Here is a 16066-nt window from a genome sequence, read left to right on the forward strand (position 1 = left end):
TTCCAGTAGGAAGCGGCACGTCGTTGCGGCCTCGACCCGCACCTTGCCGCCGTACCGGCAGGCAAGGTTCAGCAGATGGCTCTCCGGCACGGCGGCTCCAAAACTCAGGAGATTGCCCGATGCCATTAAATTTCCCCGCCATAGGTAGCGCCTCGCGCACCGCGTCCTCGTGGTGCTCGGTTGCGCACGTCGCTCACCGGCATCAAGGCCGGCGGTCTCGCAAGGAGTCCCATCGAGGCGTCTTGCAGAGACGCACCGTGAGGCAGGCCTCCATGCTTGCTGCCACCCCACAAGGGCATTCTCCGACGCTTGTGCTGCCGAAATCCGGTGCATGTGTGTATATGTCTGTGTATATAGATCGAAGCATTGTCATGGAAAATATACAAGAAACAAGAGGTTATCATGACTAAGGTGCTGATGCTGGATAACTACGATTCCTTTACTTACAACGTCGTGCAATACCTCGGCGAACTCGGTGCGGACGTCAAAGTGGTGCGCAACGATGAGTTGAGTGTCGCCGAAATCGAAGCACTGAACCCGGAGCGTATCGTCGTATCGCCTGGCCCCTGCACGCCGAACGAGGCGGGGGTTTCACTCGACCTGATCCGCCATTTCGCCGGCAAGCTGCCGATTCTAGGCGTTTGTCTTGGCCATCAGAGCATCGGGCAAGCGTTTGGTGGTGAGGTCGTGCGGGCGCGTCAGGTCATGCATGGCAAGACGAGTCCGGTCGCTCACCAGAACACCGGCGTGTTCGCCGGCCTGAACAATCCATTAACGGTGACGCGCTACCACTCGTTGGTGGTCAAGCGCGAAACGCTTCCCGACTGTCTGGAAATCACTGCCTGGACGCAACTGGAAGATGGCAGTGTCGACGAGATCATGGGCTTGCGGCATAAGACGCTGAACATTGAAGGCGTGCAGTTTCACCCTGAGTCAATCCTCACCGAGCAGGGGCACGAATTGTTCGCCAATTTTCTGAAACAGACCGGAGGCGTGCGCTGATGGATATCAAGGAAGCCCTCAACCGCATCGTCGGTCAGCTGGACTTGAGTACCGATGAGATGAAGGCGGTGATGCGCCAGATCATGACTGGTCAGTGCACCGATGCGCAGATTGGCGCGTTCCTCATGGGCATGCGCATGAAGAGCGAAACGATCGACGAGATCGTCGGCGCCGTACAGGTGATGCGTGAGCTGGCCGAACCGGTGCATTTCGATACCCATCGATTGGTGGACACCTGCGGTACCGGTGGCGATGGGATGAACATTTTCAATGTTTCAACTGCCGCAGCCTTCGTGGTCGCCGCCGCGGGAGGCAAGGTGGCCAAGCACGGTAACCGTGCGGTGTCGGGCAAGAGTGGCAGCGCCGACCTGCTCGAAGCGGCCGGTGTTTACCTGGATCTCACGCCCGAGCAGGTTGCGCGCAGCGTCGATGCAGTGGGTGTTGGCTTCATGTTCGCGCCTGCGCATCACGGCGCGATGAAATTTGCCGCAGGCCCACGTCGCGAGCTGGGCCTGCGCACGCTTTTCAACATCCTCGGCCCGATGTCCAACCCCGCAGGCGTCAAGCATCAGGTGCTTGGCGTGTTCAGCAAGGAACTCTGCCGGCCCATGGCCGAGGTGCTGTCGCGCCTGGGAAGCCAGCATGTGTTGGTGGTGCATGCGCAGGATGGGCTTGACGAGATCAGTCTGGCGGCCCCGACCTATGTCGCCGAACTGAACAAGGGCGAGATCACCGAATACCGTATCCAGCCTGAAGATTTCGGGATCAAGAGCCAGAGCCTGATAGGTCTCAATGTCGAGGATGCACAGGGTTCGCTGGCGCTGATTCGCGACGCACTGGGACGGCGCAAAACGGACAATGGGCAAAAGGCTGCCGACATGATCGTCCTCAATGCCGGTGCTGCGCTTTACGCGGCCGATATCGCCAGCAGCCTGAAGCAGGGCGTAGAGATCGCTCACGATGCGTTGCATACAGGTTTGGCGCGAGACAAGTTCGAGGAGCTGGTGTCCTTCACCGTGGTGTTCAAGCAGGAGAGTTCGCAATGACCAGTGTGCCGACGGTTCTGGAAAAGATCATCAGGCGCAAGCGCGAGGAAGTGACTGAGCGTCGCGGCCGGGTCGGCCTGGCTGAACTCGAAACAATGGCGGCGGCAGCCGACCCGGTCCGCGGTTTTGCCCGCCGGCTGCAGGAGCAGGCGCGTAACAAACAACCGGCTGTGATTGCAGAAATTAAGAAAGCCTCACCAAGCAAAGGGGTGCTGCGAGAGGATTTCGTGCCGGCGGACATCGCCAGAAGCTATGAGGCAGGTGGCGCCACCTGCCTCTCGGTATTGACCGACATCGACTTCTTTCAAGGGGCCGACGACTACCTGAAGCAAGCGCGCGCGGCATGCAAACTGCCTGTCATCCGTAAGGACTTCATGGTCGACCCCTACCAGATCATCGAAGCCAGAGCCTTGGGCGCGGACTGTATTCTGCTGATCGTCGCTGCGCTGGAGGACGGTCAGATGGCGGAGCTGGCCGATGTGGCGAAGGCTCAGAATCTGGACGTATTGGTAGAGGTCCATGATGGAGCAGAGCTGGAACGCGCGCTGCGCCTCGACACGCCTCTGGTCGGGATTAACAACCGTAACCTTCACACCTTTGAACTCAGTCTGGAAACGACTCTCGATCTGCTGCCGCGCATCCCTCGAGACCGTCTGGCGGTTACCGAAAGCGGCATTCTTCATCGTGCCGACGTTGAGTTGATGGAAATCAACCAGGTGTATGCGTTTTTGGTGGGAGAGGCTTTCATGCGAGCCGAGCAGCCTGGGGTTGAGCTGCAGCGTTTGTTCTTTCCCGGACGCGCGAGCCTACGGTCGTCGGTCGATCCCGAATAAGCAGCGTGAATAAAAAAGCCGGTTAATAGCCGGCTTTATTATTGGCGTGACGGTTGGCTCAGCGAGTGCCGAATACCACCATGGTCTTGCCTTTCACGTGTACCAACCCCTGGGATTCCAGGCTCTTCAGTACACGCCCGACCATTTCCCTCGAGCAACCAACGATGCGGCCGATCTCCTGGCGAGTGATCTTGATCTGCATGCCATCGGGGTGCGTCATCGCATCGGGCTGCTTGCACAGGTCGAGCAATGTGCGGGCTACGCGACCGGTTACGTCGAGGAACGCCAGATCACCCACCTTGCGCGTCGTATTGCGCAAGCGTTCAGCCATCTGGCTGCCGAGCGCATAAAGAATATCGGGGTCTTGCTGGGTCAGTTCACGGAACTTGGCATAGCTCAGTTCTGCTACTTCACATTCAGTCTTAGCGCGAACCCATGCGCTGCGTTCTTTTTCCGAACCCTCTTTCTCGAACAATCCCATCTCTCCGAAGAAGTCGCCGGAGTTGAGATAGGCAATGATCATTTCACGACCATCGTCGTCTTCGATCAGGATCGTGACCGAACCTTTAACGATGAAGAAAAGCGTTTCGCTACGGTCACCGGCATAGATGATAGTGCTCTTGGCGGTGTAGCGTCGGCGATGGCAATGTGCAAGTAGTTTGTCGATGTTCTTGATCTTGGGCGTGAGTGTAATAGCGACCATGCTGTAGTCCCGGAAGATATGTCCAATAGGAGGCAGTTCTTATTATGTATGACTGAGTTCTGTTATCAGGCTTAGCGAGCTTAACAGACCCGTTCGGGTCGACAATAAAACTGCGACACGAATATCAACTTTTGGGCATTCATTTCGTCGGTTTACCGCCTCCAGCGACCGCCTATGGACATGCTAAGCTTCGCTCCTTTTCAAGCGGGGTCTATCGATGAAAGCGCGCATTCAGTGGGCTGGCGAGGCAATGTTCCTTGGCGAGTCCGGCAGCGGCCATGTGGTGGTCATGGATGGTCCACCAGAAAATGGTGGACGCAATCTAGGTGTCCGTCCGATGGAAATGCTCTTGCTGGGCCTCGGCGGCTGCAGCAACTTTGATGTCGTGAGCATCCTGAAAAAGTCGCGCCAGGCTGTGGAAAGCTGTGAAGCCTTTCTTGAGGCGGAGCGCGCTGATGAGGATCCGAAGGTGTTCACAAAGATCCACCTGCGCTTCGTCGTTAAGGGACGTGGATTGAAGGACGCGCAAGTCAAGCGTGCCGTGGAACTGTCTGCCGAGAAGTACTGCTCCGCCTCGATCATGCTCGGCCGCGCGGGTGTGGAAATCAGCCATGACTATGAGATCGTCGAGCTTGGCTGACGTCAGTCCGGCGAACTTCGTCGACTCGACAATGCCGGGCGCTACCGAAGCTGGCATCTGATTAGGGCTACCGGAATTTGGCCGGGCGGCATCGGCCAGCATAATGCGCGCCCCGTTTTAGCGGGGCGTTTTGCTAGAGCAACTCAGCCACGATCCCAAATGCGAAGAGGTGTATGCAGTCCTACACAGATACAGGGGTATCTGACGGGCACGCTCGATCACGCGGTGCGCCGCATCGAAGAGAGTCTCCAATGGTTAAAAGCAAACTCAAGCTCCACGGGTTCAACAACCTGACCAAGTCCTTGAGCTTCAATATTTACGACATCTGCTATGCCGAAACACAGGAAGACCAGCAGGCATATGTGGAGTACATCGACGAACAGTATGACGCGCAGCGGCTAACGCAGATTCTGACTGATGTTGTAGAGATCGTTGGTGCAAATATCCTGAACATTGCGCGGCAGGATTACGAGCCGCAAGGCGCAAGCGTGACCATCCTTATCTCTGAACAACCGGTAACGCCCACCGACAGCCAGATCGAAGAGTCACCTGGTCCGTTGCCTGAGACCATTCTGGCGCATCTGGACAAGAGTCATATCACCGTTCACACGTATCCAGAGATCCATCCGGTCGAAGGTATTGCCACCTTTCGGGTGGATATCGACGTGTCGACTTGCGGCGTTATCTCACCGCTCAAAGCCCTCAACTATCTGATCCATCGGTTCGATTCGGATATTGTCACCGTTGATTATCGGGTTCGCGGCTTTACTCGTGACGTCGAAGGCAAGAAGCACTTCATCGACCACGAAATAAACTCAATTCAGAACTATCTATCCGAAGACACCCGATCGGCCTATCAGATGACCGATGTGAACGTGTATCAAGAGAACCTCTTCCACACCAAGATGCTGTTGAAAGACTTCGAGCTGGAGAGTTATCTATTCGGGGACGCCACTTGCAATCTTTCGCCAGAACAACGTGGAGAGGTGGAGGAACGTCTGCGCCATGAAATGCTGGAGATTTTCTATGCGCGCAATATGCCGAGCTAAGACAACGGTCTTCTGAAAGAAGAAGGGCGCCATGTAGGCGCCCTCTTCGTTAGGATCGGGTCAGATCCGGTAGGTGGTTTTAGTCATCACCTTAGCCATCAGGCTCATGCCGAACTTCACTGGCGCTGGGAAGCGCAAGCCCCCGGCATCCAGAGCGGCAGTCGAGTGCTGCGCTTCGTCCGTGCGCATCTGTTCGAGTATTGCCCGGGACTTCTCGTCGTCTTGTGGAATCTGCTCGAGATGCTCATCCAGATGTTTGCAGACTTGATCCTCGGTGGCGGCGACGAAGCCCAGGCTGATCCGGTCGCTGATCAGGCCAGCGGATGCACCGATGCCGAACGACAATCCGTAAAAAAGCGGATTCAGAACACTGGTGTGACTGCCCAGCTGGTGAATGCGCTGTTCACACCAGGCCAGGTGGTCGATTTCTTCAGCTGCAGCTCGCTCCATCGCCTCCCGTACTCTCGGCAACCGTGCCGTCAGTGCCTGCCCCTGATATAGGGCCTGCGCGCAGACCTCACCGGTGTGATTGATGCGCATCAGGCCGGCAACGTGACGCGCTTGGCTGTCGCTCAGCTCGGCCTCGTTCTTTAATACGGCGGGAGTCGGTCGCTGAGGTTGGCCGCTGAACGGCAGCAGCGTCCGTAACGCGGCATCGGCCTGCAGCAGCAGACGGTCGGCAGGTGAGTATTGGCGTTGGTTGGGCATGTCGCCTCCAGATGATTCGGAGCAGGCGTGGACAGTGGGTGGTGCGTTTGGATAGCGAGTGTTCAGCCGGGGGGCCAATGCATCTGACGCTGGCCGAGCACATGCATATGTATGTGATGGACCGTCTGACCGCCAAGGTCGTTGCAGTTCATGACAACCCGAAAGCCTTCCTGGCAGCCCTGCTCTTGAGCGAGACGCTGCGCGGTAAAAAGAATATGCCCAGCAAGGATCTTGTCGTCGTCTTCGCTTAGATCATGCAGGGTCGCGATATGTTTTTTCGGAATTACCAGGAAATGTACCGGCGCCTGGGGCGCGATGTCATTGAAGGCGATAACCTGTTCGTCTTCATAGATCTTCTGCGCAGGGATAGCCCCGGCCACGATCTTGCAAAATAGACAATCCACGGCGTTTCTCCAGAATTGATCAGAAAGCAGTGTAACAGGCGATTTTCGGACTGGTCAGCTGGCACGGAGCATAGCGAATGAAGAATGATATCCACGACTTGGCTCTGGTGCTCGAATCAAGGCTGCGATTGGTGCTGATCGAGTCCTGGGACGAGCGTCGGGTGCTCGAAACCCTGAGCGGATTGGCTGTGAACCGGGGTATGACGCTGCATGTTTGGTCCGTGACGGAAGGCTTGCGGCATCTCGCGTTCGGTGGCGAGGCGCTGGATGCCGGCGAAAGCTGTTCAGCTGAGGTTGCATTGAGACGGGTCAAGCACGATCCCCTTGGCAATCTGTATGTGTTCTGCGATCTACATCCGTTTCTCGATGAGCCACGTTCGGTGCGTTTGTTGAAGGAAATCGCGATGGCGCAAGGGCCTTCTGCGCCCACGCTTGTGCTGGTTTCCCATGCCCTCAAGTTACCTCCGGAGGTTCAGCGCTACGCGGCTCGATTCAGTCTCACCCTGCCGTCCGAGGAGGAGCTGCTGAGCATCGTTCGGGATGAAGCGACCGTCTGGAGCGAGCGTAATCGCGGCGCCCGCGTACGTACCGACAATCGCACTCTGCAGCAGGTCGTAAAGAATTTGCGTGGGCTCAGTCATGCCGAAGCTCGCAGCTTGGCGCACAGCCTGATCTGCGACGACGGGGCGATCACACAGGAAGATCTGCCGGAGCTCAATCGCAAGAAATTTGAGTTGTTGGACATGGAAGGCGTGCTCGGCTTCGAATACGAAACAGAGCGTTTTGCTGATGTTGGAGGACTGCAGAACCTTAAGCGATGGCTGGTGCAACGTCAGGCTGCCTTTGTGGCAGGCAGCGGATCGGATAGGCCGCGCGGGGTGATGCTTGTCGGCGTGCAGGGTGGTGGTAAGAGCATGGCAGCCAAGGCGGTCGCTGGGCTTTGGGGATTGCCACTGCTGCGCCTGGATTTTGCTTGCCTGTACAACAAGTTCTTCGGTGAAACCGAGCGCAATCTGCGTGAGGCGCTAAAACTGGCCGAACAGATGGCGCCTTGCGTGTTATGGATGGACGAGTTGGAGAAGGGGCTCGCGACGGGCGAGATGGATGGCGGCGTCAGTCAGCGAGTCCTAGGCACCCTGCTGACCTGGATGGCTGAGCGTGAAGCGCCGGTGTTTATGGTTGCGACTGCCAATGCGGTGGATCGGCTTCCGCCAGAACTGCTGCGCAAAGGCCGCTTTGACGAGCTGTTCTTCGTCGACCTGCCCGATGCATCAACGCGGGCTGAGATCTTTCAAATTCATCTGGCACGGCGTGAATTGAAAGCCGATCAGTTCAATCTGGAAGCACTTGCGGTGGCCTGTGATGGTTTCTCCGGTGCGGAGATCGAACAGGTGGTGGTATCGGCCGTCTATGCTGGTCAGGCCCAATCTCGCGAACCGGATCAGGACATGCTTCTGCACTGCGTCCGGGCGACCGCACCGCTTTCGGTGGTGATGGCCGAAAAGCTGGACGAGCTTCGTGGTTGGGCTTCGGGGCGAGCCGTGCTGGCCTGACTGGCGTGCTGCTCCCAATGAGCGCTACAGCTTACTGGTAGGTTGGCAAGACGATGGCGGCCAGGACGCCGATCACAGGCACAAGCAGCCAGAGCGCCGCGAGAATTTTTACCGCCCGGCTATTCGGTGGTTGTGGCGGGCCGAAGCGATTCACACCAGGGTTGCCGGGCATCAGCAATACCACCAGTGGCAAGACGGTGCCAATGATCGGCACCAGATAGAGCAACATAAGCCAGCCGGACCAACCCAGGTCATGCAAACGCTGCACGCCAATCTGAATACTTACGAGCAGGAAGCTGATGCCGAATACGCCGGTAAGAATCACACCGAGCACGACTGAGGCGGCGGACATCATGCCTGCTACTAACATTAGGCCCAGCGCCGCAGCCGTTAGCGCCATTGTCCAGGCCAGATAGCGCAACCGGCCAATTCTGCCTTGTGTTGTAAATACTTTTAGCTCGCCGTACTCCGCAGCCGGGGTGCCCACTTCAGCGCGGGGCGGAGCGTACGGATGCGCAGCGCTGTTACGTTGCGCTGGCGTTTCGCCCAGCTGTGCCTGGCGTGCCAGGTACTTCTGGATAACGATGCCGCAGCTGTGGCATTCGATAGCGGCTGGCTGAGTGTGGCCGCATTTGGGGCAGTCCATCTGCTCACTGGCGATAGGGACCTCGCTCGAAGATGCCGGCGCATAGTCAGCGATTGTGAGCGTCAGACCTTTTGCTGCTTCGGGTTCCTTGCGTGCCTGGATGCCGGCACGCTGCAGCGCTTGCACGTATCGGTCAGCTTCCGGAGCGCTCAGGTTACGCTTGATATGTACTGAGCCACGACCAAACAGGCGCTCGACTTTGTCGGCGTCGCTTTTAAAGAGTCGGGTCAGGTTGCTCTTGGCCGTATCGGGCGATACACCCGGTACAAGTTCACCGTCGAAAACGATTCGGAATTGATCAGTGCTCATCCAGCGTCCCTGTTGCCGGTTTTTCGCGCAAGCCTAAATGGCGGGTGAACGGCCAACAAGCGGCGCCAATCAGAGTTGCACGAGGCTTGTGGCAATTGAGAGATGCGTCACGGTTGGTGCAGCCAGCGATGCGACAGCTGCGCTGCGTGATCGTGGGCGGCACGGTATTCCCGATCCAGACGGGCAATCAGTTCTTCACTGGTCGGCAGGTCTCGTATTTCCCCCACGCCCTGGCCCGCCGACCACACGGTTTTCCATGCTTTGGCCTCATCGCTGACAGGCTTGAGCTTTTCTGCATAATTCATTTCGCCTTTGTTTTTCAGGCGCTCCTCGTCGTAGCCGGCTTGCTGCAGGCTTTGACGCAGGAAGCTTGCAGGTACGCCTGAAACCGCTGCGGTGTGAATGATGTCCGCAGCATGTGCCTGCAGAAGCATCTGCTTGTATTCATCCGAAGCCTGGCTTTCGCGGGTGGCAATGAAGCGCGTCCCCATATAGGCCAGGTCCGCGCCGAGGAGCTGCGCCGCGAGTATCTCGTGGCCATGGTTGAGGCAGCCGGAGAGCAGCAGTGTTTTGTCGAAGAACTGGCGAATTTCTGCCACCAAGGCAAAGGGGCTCCAAGTGCCGGCGTGCCCGCCTGCGCCTGCTGCCACCGCTATCAGACCATCAACCCCAGCATCAGCAGCTTTCTCAGCATGGCGCCGCGTGGTGACATCATGAAAAACCAGCCCGCCGTAGCTGTGAACGGCGTCCACCACTTCTTTCACGGCGCCGAGACTGGTAATGACAATCGGCACCCGCTGCTCCACGCATATTGAAAGATCAGCCTGGAGCCGAGGATTGCTGTGATGCACGATCAGATTGACCGCATACGGCGCAGGTTTATGGGCACCCGACAGGTGCTGGTCTATCTCCTGTAGCCAATCACGGAAACCGCTGCTTTCTCGCTGATTCAGTGCAGGAAAGCTGCCGACCACACCGCTGGAGCAACATGCTGCTACCAGTGCAGGGTTTGATACCAGGAACATGGGAGCGGCAACCAATGGCAGGCGAAGGCGCTCTTCGAGGAGTGCTGGCAATGACATGGCAGATTCCTTGGGTCGGTTTCAGAATGGTTTGATGACGACCAGAATGACGATAGCCAGTAGCAGCAATACCGGAAACTCATTGAACCAGCGGTAGAACACATGGCTGCGAGTGTTTTCGTCGCGTGCGAATCGTTTTAGCTGAGCGCCACACATATGGTGATAGCCGATCAGCAGGACAACCAGTGCGAGCTTGGCGTGTAGCCACCCTCCGCTGAATAGCGCAGGATTAAGCGCAATCATGCCTATGCCAAAAGCCAGCGTGGCGACCATCGAGGGAATCATAATGCCGCGATAGAGTTTGCGTTCCATGACCTGGAACCGCTCTCGACTGATCGCGTCCTCGCTCATGGCGTGATAAACGAACAATCTCGGCAGATAGAACAGCCCCGCGAACCAGCAGACGATTGCAACGATGTGCAGGGCTTTCAGCCAGAGATAGAGCATTCGGAAGTTCCTTCGGTTCAGAGTCAGCTCGATAGTAGTGGCTTGAGGGCCCGCGCGTCATCTCGGTGGTTGGCCCTGAGCGCAGGCGCCTTTATCATCAGCGTTCTTTATCGTTCCACTGCGAGAGGCAGCTCATGGTCAAGGTCGGAATCGTTGGCGGCACAGGCTACACCGGGGTCGAGTTGCTGCGTCTGCTAGCCCAGCACCCCCAGGCGGAAGTGGCTGTGATCACCTCCCGCTCCGAAAACGGGGTCAAGGTGACGGATATGTATCCGAATCTCCGAGGCCATTACGACGAGCTGGCCTTCAGTGTGCCCGACACCGCAACGCTAGGCGCCTGCGATGTGGTCTTCTTCGCCACTCCCCATGGCGTGGCCCATGCCCTAGCGGGGGAGCTATTGGATGCCGGTACTCGGGTTATCGACCTCTCCGCGGACTTCCGCCTGCAAGATGCGGATGAGTGGGCCAAGTGGTATGGCCAGCCACATGGGGCGCCTGCCCTGCTGCCCGAAGCGGTTTACGGGCTGCCGGAAGTGAACCGTGAACAGATCAAGGGGGCGCGCCTGATTGCTGTGCCCGGTTGCTATCCCACGGCAACCCAGCTCGGCTACCTGCCGTTGCTGGAGCGTGGCCTGGCCGATACGTCTCGGCTAATAGCCGACTGTAAGTCGGGCGTCAGCGGCGCCGGAAGAGCAGCGAAGATCGGCTCGTTGTTCACTGAGGCGGGCGAAAGCATGATGGCCTACGCCGTCAAAGGTCACCGTCATCTGCCAGAGATCACCCAAGGGCTGCGACGTGCCGCCGGGGGTAATGTGGGGTTGACCTTCGTTCCTCATTTGACGCCGATGATCCGCGGAATTCATGCCACTTTGTACGCGACGGTTGCCGACACCTCGGTGGATCTGCAAGCGCTTTACGAACAACGTTACGCTAGCGAGCCGTTTGTCGATGTGATGCCTGCAGGCAGTCATCCAGAGACGCGCAGTGTTCGCGGTGCCAATGTATGCCGTATCGCAATCCATCGCCCTCAAGATGGAGATCTGGTGGTCGTGCTGTCGGTCATCGATAACCTTGTTAAAGGCGCGTCCGGTCAGGCGCTGCAGAACATGAACATTATCTTCGGGCTGGATGAGCGGCTCGGCCTAGGTAATGCGGCTTTGCTGCCCTGAACTGGCTGTCAGTGAAATCGCTTGAGATCAGCATCGTATCGGTCCGTGATCGATGAATAGTTGACCAATTTTGTAGGACAAGCCGATAATGCGGCGTCAAGCAGTAACGTGCGTTCACGCGCTAGGAGAACCAAATGAGTGTCGAATCCTTCACGCCCACCGCGATCCAGTTCAGTCAGGGCGCCGCGAGCAAGGTGAAGAGTCTGGTCGATGAAGAGGGCAATTCGCGGCTGAAGCTGCGTGTCTTCGTCACCGGCGGCGGTTGCTCTGGTTTTCAGTATGGTTTTACGTTCGATGAGGAGCTCGCGGAAGACGACACCATCATTGAACGTGAGGGTGTGAGCTTGGTGGTGGATCCGATGAGCTACCAGTACTTGGCTGGTGCTGAAGTCGACTATCAGGAAGGCCTGGAGGGTTCACGCTTCATCATCAAAAACCCGAACGCTACGACAACCTGCGGTTGCGGCCAGTCATTCTCGATCTAAGTTCTCTTGCAGCAAAGAGACACCGTGCCTTGGCACGGTGTTTTTGTTTCTGAGCCAGGATGGTGGCGGACTGGTAAGACCGTGCGACGCGAACAGCTCATGCAGGGTAGATGGCGCCAAGGATTCGAAGCCCGCGAGCGCCTGTCACGCTTGGACGGTTGGCGGCGATACCCTCTATGCAGCAATGCGCTAACCAGGCGAATGCCATGGCTTCTAGCCAGTCAGGTTCTACCCCGTAGCTCGTGGTGCTCGCCAGCTCGCATGCTGGCAGCAATGCTCGCAGTCTTTGCATCAGAGCCGTGTTGTGTGCACCGCCGCCGCAGACCAGCACATCCTCTGCGTCAGGTTGGGCCACGATGAGCGATTCGCTGATGCTGCGGGCAGTCAGTTCGAGCAGCGTAGCCTGGACATCTTCAGGAGCGAGGTCGGGGAAAGATGCGAGGTGGGTGTCCAGCCATGGCAGGTTGAATAGTTCCCGCCCGGTGCTCTTTGGGCCATGAGTAGAGAAGAACCTGTCACTTAACAGTAGCGTCAGCAACTGGTGATTGACATGGCCGCTGGATGCCCAGTTTCCGTCGCGATCATAGGGTTGCCCCTGGTGGCGATGTATCCAAGCGTCGAGCAGCACGTTGCCTGGGCCGCAGTCGAAACCGCGTGTCGGCGTGCCAGACTGTAGCAAGCTGACGTTGCTGAACCCGCCAATATTGAGCACCGCTCTGATCCGTTTTGCGTCGCTGAACATGGTTTCGTGGAAGGCGGGTACCAACGGTGCGCCCTGGCCACCGGCTGCAATGTCACGCCGACGAAAATCAGTCACAACGCTGATGCCGGTTAGTTCTGCGAGTAGAGAAGGGTGTCCGATCTGGATAGAGAAGCCGCGTTGCGGCTCGTGCCGCACGGTCTGCCCATGGCTACCGATCGCACGGATGGCTGAGGGGGCGAACTGCGCTTTGTGTAGCAGTTGGTGTACCCCGGCACTTGCGAGTTCGGCCCAAGCCTGTTCAGCAATGGCTGCCCGAGCTAGCTCGTCAGAAGCGGACGTACACAGATCGAGCAGATCCTGTTTGAGCTGCCCAGGCATAGGCACGTAATGTGTCTCCAGCAGGGTCGTTCGCTGACCCTGCTCAATCAGAGCGAAGTCAAGGCCATCCAGACTGGTACCTGACATGACCCCGATGTAGAACGACATCTACTCGCTCTTCATTGCCAGCATGGTTGCGCGCTCGTCATCCATGCGCGCAATCAGAGGATCGCTGAGCTTCAGGAAGCGCTGTTTTTCGTTCTTCGCAATGGGGTCTGCCATTGGCAATTTTAGGCCCAGCGGATCGACATGCACGCCATCGACCTGGAATTCATAATGCAGGTGCGGGCCGGTCGACAGGCCGGTCGTACCGATATAGCCGATGATTTGGCCCTGTTTGACCGAGGAACCGTTGCGTACGCCTTTGGCAAATCCCTGCATGTGGGCATAAAGCGTGCGGTAACGATTACCGTGTTGAATGACCACGGTGTTGCCATACCCTCCTTTACGGCCCGCGAGAAGCACTTTGCCGTCTCCGGCACTCTTGATGGGCGTGCCGCGGGCTGCGGCGTAGTCCACACCTTTGTGCGCGCGGATCTTGTTCAGGATGGGGTGTTTGCGACCGTTGGAGAAGCGTGAGCTGATGCGCGCGAAGTCCACAGGCGTGCGAATGAAAGCCTTGCGCATGCTTTGGCCGTCAGCGGTGTAATAGCTGCTATTGCCCTGCTTGTTGGTGTAGCGGACAGCTGTATAGCTCTTGCCGCGATTGGTGAAGCGGGCCGCGAGAATGTTGCCTGTTCCTACCCGGTCGCCGGCAACAGTTTTTTGCTCGTATATCACCTCGAATGAATCGCCTTTACGTATGTCCATGGCGAAATCGATGTCGTATCCGAACACGTTGGCCAGATCCATCGTCAAGTTGTGACTGAGTCCTGCGCGCTTCGCAGCTAGGAACAAGCTGCTCTCTATGCGGCCATAGGCGTAAGCAGTACTCACGTCCGGCTTGAGCTGTTCCTTCTTGAATACGTAGCTGGTGCCAGATCGCTCCAGTTGCACGCTTTCCAGCTTGTTCAACTGGCTGCGTAGCTGGGCTAAGTTGCCTTGGTCATCCAGTTCAAACTCTAGGCGCTGGCCAACCTTCAGGCGAGCAAATTGCTTTGCCTCTTTGCTGCTGGCCAAGACGTCGTGAACTGTTGCTTGAGGAAGACCAACCTTTGCAAATACCGTCGACAGCGTATCCCCGTTCGCCACGACCACTTCTTTCGACAGAGGTGTAGCCGCTTCGGCGTCTTTCTGCTGCAACGACTGAAGGTCAGGTTCGCCAGGGGTTTCGGTCCGAGTGAAGGGGGACTCAACCGAAAGGCTAACAAGAGGTTCTTCGCTTGCGGTCTCAAGTTCCGCGGCGGTATCGAGACGCAGATCGAGAAAGGTTTTCTTGGCTTCAACTTCGCGGGATGGGAATACAAGAAGTGCCAGGCTCAGAAGCGCAGCTATACCGCTTGCAGCCAGGAGATGGCTCTTCGGGTAGAGGGGGGCTTTCGATTTTGAATAGGTCATTAGAAAGTCTGGAATGTCTGGCGATATTTTGTACAGAGAAAATATTTGCCTAAAATATAAGCAAAGTGCTGTCGAGGCAACCCTTGAATCTACCGGCCGCGGGCTGGTTCGCGTTCGACGACGTTGAATTTTCCGGGGGTTCTTGTAAGGTTTACCGCCTTATTTCCTGGCGTGGGGCCTCCAATGAAGTCGGTTCAAGAGCAGTTGTCGGTGATCAAGCGGGGCGCTGACGAAGTGCTCGTCGAGGCAGAACTGGTTAACAAGCTGGAGCGCGGCCTGCCGCTTCGAATCAAGGCCGGCTTCGATCCAACTGCGCCGGATCTGCATCTCGGCCATACCGTGCTTATAAATAAGCTGCGCCAGTTTCAGGATCTCGGGCACCAGGTGGTCTTCCTTATAGGGGATTTCACCGGGATGATCGGCGACCCAAGCGGCAAGAGCGCAACGCGGCCTCCTTTGACGCGGGATCAGGTGCTGGAGAATGCGGAAACCTATAAAAGTCAGGTGTTCAAAATTCTTGATCCTGCCAAGACCGAGGTGGCCTTCAATTCCTCTTGGATGGATGGTTTGACTCCGTCCGACTTTATTCGTTTGGCATCGCAGTACACCGTGGCTCGTATGTTGGAAAGAGACGATTTCAGTAAGCGCTACTCGACCAACCAGCCTATTGCTATCCACGAGTTCCTTTATCCATTGGTCCAGGGTTACGACTCCGTTGCGTTGCGGGCGGATGTAGAGCTGGGTGGGACGGATCAGAAGTTCAATCTGTTAATGGGGCGCGAGCTGCAGCGCTCTTATGGGCAGGAGTCTCAATGCATCGTCACCATGCCGCTTCTAGAGGGTCTGGATGGCGTGAAGAAAATGTCCAAATCGTTGGGTAACTATGTCGGGATCCAGGAAGCGCCGGGCGTCATGTATAGCAAGTTGGTGTCGATTCCGGATGCGCTCATGTGGCGGTATTTCGAGTTGTTGAGCTTCCGAGACCTGGCGGAAATCGACGAGTATCGGGTCGATGTTTCGCGCGGCGCGAATCCTCGCGACATCAAAATCAAGCTGGCGGAAGAGATTGTTGCTCGCTTTCATGGCGAGGAGGCCGCCGCGACAGCTCATCGCTCTGCTGGCAACAGAATGAAAGAGGGTGAATTACCGGAAGATATTCCTGAGATCGACCTGTGTTCTATAGAGGATATGCCAATCGCCTCGGTGTTGAACCGGGCAGGGCTAGTCAAGAATGCAGCCGTGGCTCGTGATCTGTTGGCTTCGGGTGGGGTGCGGGTTGATGGGCAGGTTGTCGATCGGGCGTTTCTCTTCCGCGTTGGTTCCGTTCACGTCTGCCAAGCAGGGAAAAAAGCTTTCGGTCGTGTTTCGCTTAAGTCGGAATAAAACAACGGTTGACGTGAGTTTCTGAGTGC

General features: G+C 57.2%; 17 protein-coding genes. 9 read left to right on the forward strand and 8 right to left on the reverse strand.

The genetic code is table 11. The features are described from left to right. The first annotated feature begins 402 nt into the window (after nucleotides 1–402). Genes RT21_RS21225 through trpC form a run of 3 tightly spaced genes read left to right on the forward strand, consistent with a single transcriptional unit; the run spans nucleotide 403 to nucleotide 2881 of the window. On the forward strand, nucleotides 403–1002 hold the full coding sequence (locus tag RT21_RS21225) for an aminodeoxychorismate/anthranilate synthase component II (RefSeq protein WP_046164295.1): 600 nt from the start codon (nucleotides 403–405) through the stop codon (nucleotides 1000–1002). Then, entirely contained in the window at nucleotides 1002–2048 is a 1047-nt protein-coding gene (trpD, locus tag RT21_RS21230; protein ID WP_045430659.1) for an anthranilate phosphoribosyltransferase, read from the forward strand. The genes RT21_RS21225 and trpD overlap by 1 nt, the downstream gene beginning before the upstream one ends. Beyond that, nucleotides 2045–2881 carry an indole-3-glycerol phosphate synthase TrpC gene (gene trpC, locus RT21_RS21235; protein ID WP_046164296.1) on the forward strand — a complete coding sequence of 279 codons (837 nt, stop codon included), beginning with the start codon at nucleotides 2045–2047 and terminating at the stop codon, nucleotides 2879–2881. Before trpD ends, trpC begins: the two co-directional genes overlap by 4 nt. Nucleotides 2882–2939: 58 nt before the next feature. Here the strand turns inward: trpC and crp are convergent, their stop codons facing one another. Further along, on the reverse strand, nucleotides 2940–3584 hold the full coding sequence (gene crp / locus RT21_RS21240; protein ID WP_045430655.1) for a cAMP-activated global transcriptional regulator CRP: 645 nt from the start codon (nucleotides 3582–3584) through the stop codon (nucleotides 2940–2942). A gap of 217 nt (nucleotides 3585–3801) precedes the next feature. Between crp and RT21_RS21245 the strand changes: the two genes are divergently transcribed. Both RT21_RS21245 and speD read left to right on the forward strand, forming a co-directional pair. Then, nucleotides 3802–4224 carry an OsmC family protein gene (locus RT21_RS21245; protein WP_045430653.1) on the forward strand — a complete coding sequence of 141 codons (423 nt, stop codon included), beginning with the start codon at nucleotides 3802–3804 and terminating at the stop codon, nucleotides 4222–4224. Between the two features lie 251 nt (nucleotides 4225–4475). Next, entirely contained in the window at nucleotides 4476–5273 is a 798-nt protein-coding gene (gene speD, locus RT21_RS21250) for an adenosylmethionine decarboxylase (protein ID WP_046164297.1), read from the forward strand. 60 nt (nucleotides 5274–5333) lie between these two features. On the opposite strand, the gene coq7 is transcribed toward speD, so the two are convergent. Both coq7 and RT21_RS21260 read right to left on the reverse strand, forming a co-directional pair. Continuing rightward, nucleotides 5334–5981, reverse strand: coding sequence for a 2-polyprenyl-3-methyl-6-methoxy-1,4-benzoquinone monooxygenase (coq7, locus tag RT21_RS21255; protein WP_045430649.1), 648 nt, complete (start codon nucleotides 5979–5981; stop codon nucleotides 5334–5336). A gap of 62 nt (nucleotides 5982–6043) precedes the next feature. Continuing rightward, nucleotides 6044–6385, reverse strand: coding sequence for a histidine triad nucleotide-binding protein (locus RT21_RS21260; RefSeq protein ID WP_046164298.1), 342 nt, complete (start codon nucleotides 6383–6385; stop codon nucleotides 6044–6046). A 77-nt stretch (nucleotides 6386–6462) separates the two neighbouring features. On the opposite strand from RT21_RS21260, the gene RT21_RS21265 reads away from it, so the two are divergent. Continuing rightward, nucleotides 6463–7938, forward strand: coding sequence for an AAA family ATPase (locus tag RT21_RS21265; protein WP_046164299.1), 1476 nt, complete (start codon nucleotides 6463–6465; stop codon nucleotides 7936–7938). Between the two features lie 31 nt (nucleotides 7939–7969). Here RT21_RS21265 and RT21_RS21270 read toward each other — a convergent pair whose 3' ends face one another. The 3 genes from RT21_RS21270 to hemJ form a co-directional block, all read right to left on the reverse strand. Continuing rightward, nucleotides 7970–8893 carry a DUF805 domain-containing protein gene (locus tag RT21_RS21270; protein WP_046164300.1) on the reverse strand — a complete coding sequence of 308 codons (924 nt, stop codon included), beginning with the start codon at nucleotides 8891–8893 and terminating at the stop codon, nucleotides 7970–7972. 107 nt (nucleotides 8894–9000) lie between these two features. Then, complete coding sequence (locus RT21_RS21275; protein ID WP_046164301.1) at nucleotides 9001–9975, reverse strand: NAD(P)H-dependent flavin oxidoreductase; 975 nt, start codon at nucleotides 9973–9975, stop codon at nucleotides 9001–9003. Between the two features lie 21 nt (nucleotides 9976–9996). Beyond that, the gene (gene hemJ / locus RT21_RS21280) at nucleotides 9997–10422 is read right to left on the reverse strand and encodes a protoporphyrinogen oxidase HemJ (protein ID WP_045430635.1); all 426 of its coding nucleotides are present in this window, start codon (nucleotides 10420–10422) and stop codon (nucleotides 9997–9999) included. A gap of 134 nt (nucleotides 10423–10556) precedes the next feature. Here hemJ and argC point away from each other — a divergent pair, with 134 nt between their 5' ends. Beyond that, nucleotides 10557–11591 (forward strand): N-acetyl-gamma-glutamyl-phosphate reductase, encoded by a 1035-nt coding sequence (gene argC, locus RT21_RS21285; protein ID WP_046164302.1) that lies wholly within the window; start codon nucleotides 10557–10559, stop codon nucleotides 11589–11591. A 134-nt stretch (nucleotides 11592–11725) separates the two neighbouring features. Further along, on the forward strand, nucleotides 11726–12076 hold the full coding sequence (erpA, locus tag RT21_RS21290) for an iron-sulfur cluster insertion protein ErpA (RefSeq protein WP_046164303.1): 351 nt from the start codon (nucleotides 11726–11728) through the stop codon (nucleotides 12074–12076). A gap of 97 nt (nucleotides 12077–12173) precedes the next feature. On the opposite strand, the gene RT21_RS21295 is transcribed toward erpA, so the two are convergent. Further along, nucleotides 12174–13265, reverse strand: a complete 1092-nt coding sequence (locus RT21_RS21295) for an anhydro-N-acetylmuramic acid kinase (RefSeq protein ID WP_046164304.1) — start codon at nucleotides 13263–13265, stop codon at nucleotides 12174–12176. Then, nucleotides 13266–14654, reverse strand: coding sequence for a peptidoglycan DD-metalloendopeptidase family protein (locus tag RT21_RS21300; RefSeq protein WP_046164305.1), 1389 nt, complete (start codon nucleotides 14652–14654; stop codon nucleotides 13266–13268). Nucleotides 14655–14837: 183 nt separating this feature from the next. On the opposite strand from RT21_RS21300, the gene tyrS reads away from it, so the two are divergent. Continuing rightward, complete coding sequence (tyrS, locus tag RT21_RS21305) at nucleotides 14838–16037, forward strand: tyrosine--tRNA ligase (RefSeq protein WP_046164306.1); 1200 nt, start codon at nucleotides 14838–14840, stop codon at nucleotides 16035–16037. The last annotated feature ends 29 nt before the right edge of the window (nucleotides 16038–16066 follow it).

It is taken from the genome of Pseudomonas sp. 10B238 (assembly GCF_000970615.1).
Taxonomy (GTDB): Bacteria; Pseudomonadota; Gammaproteobacteria; order Pseudomonadales; family Pseudomonadaceae; genus Stutzerimonas.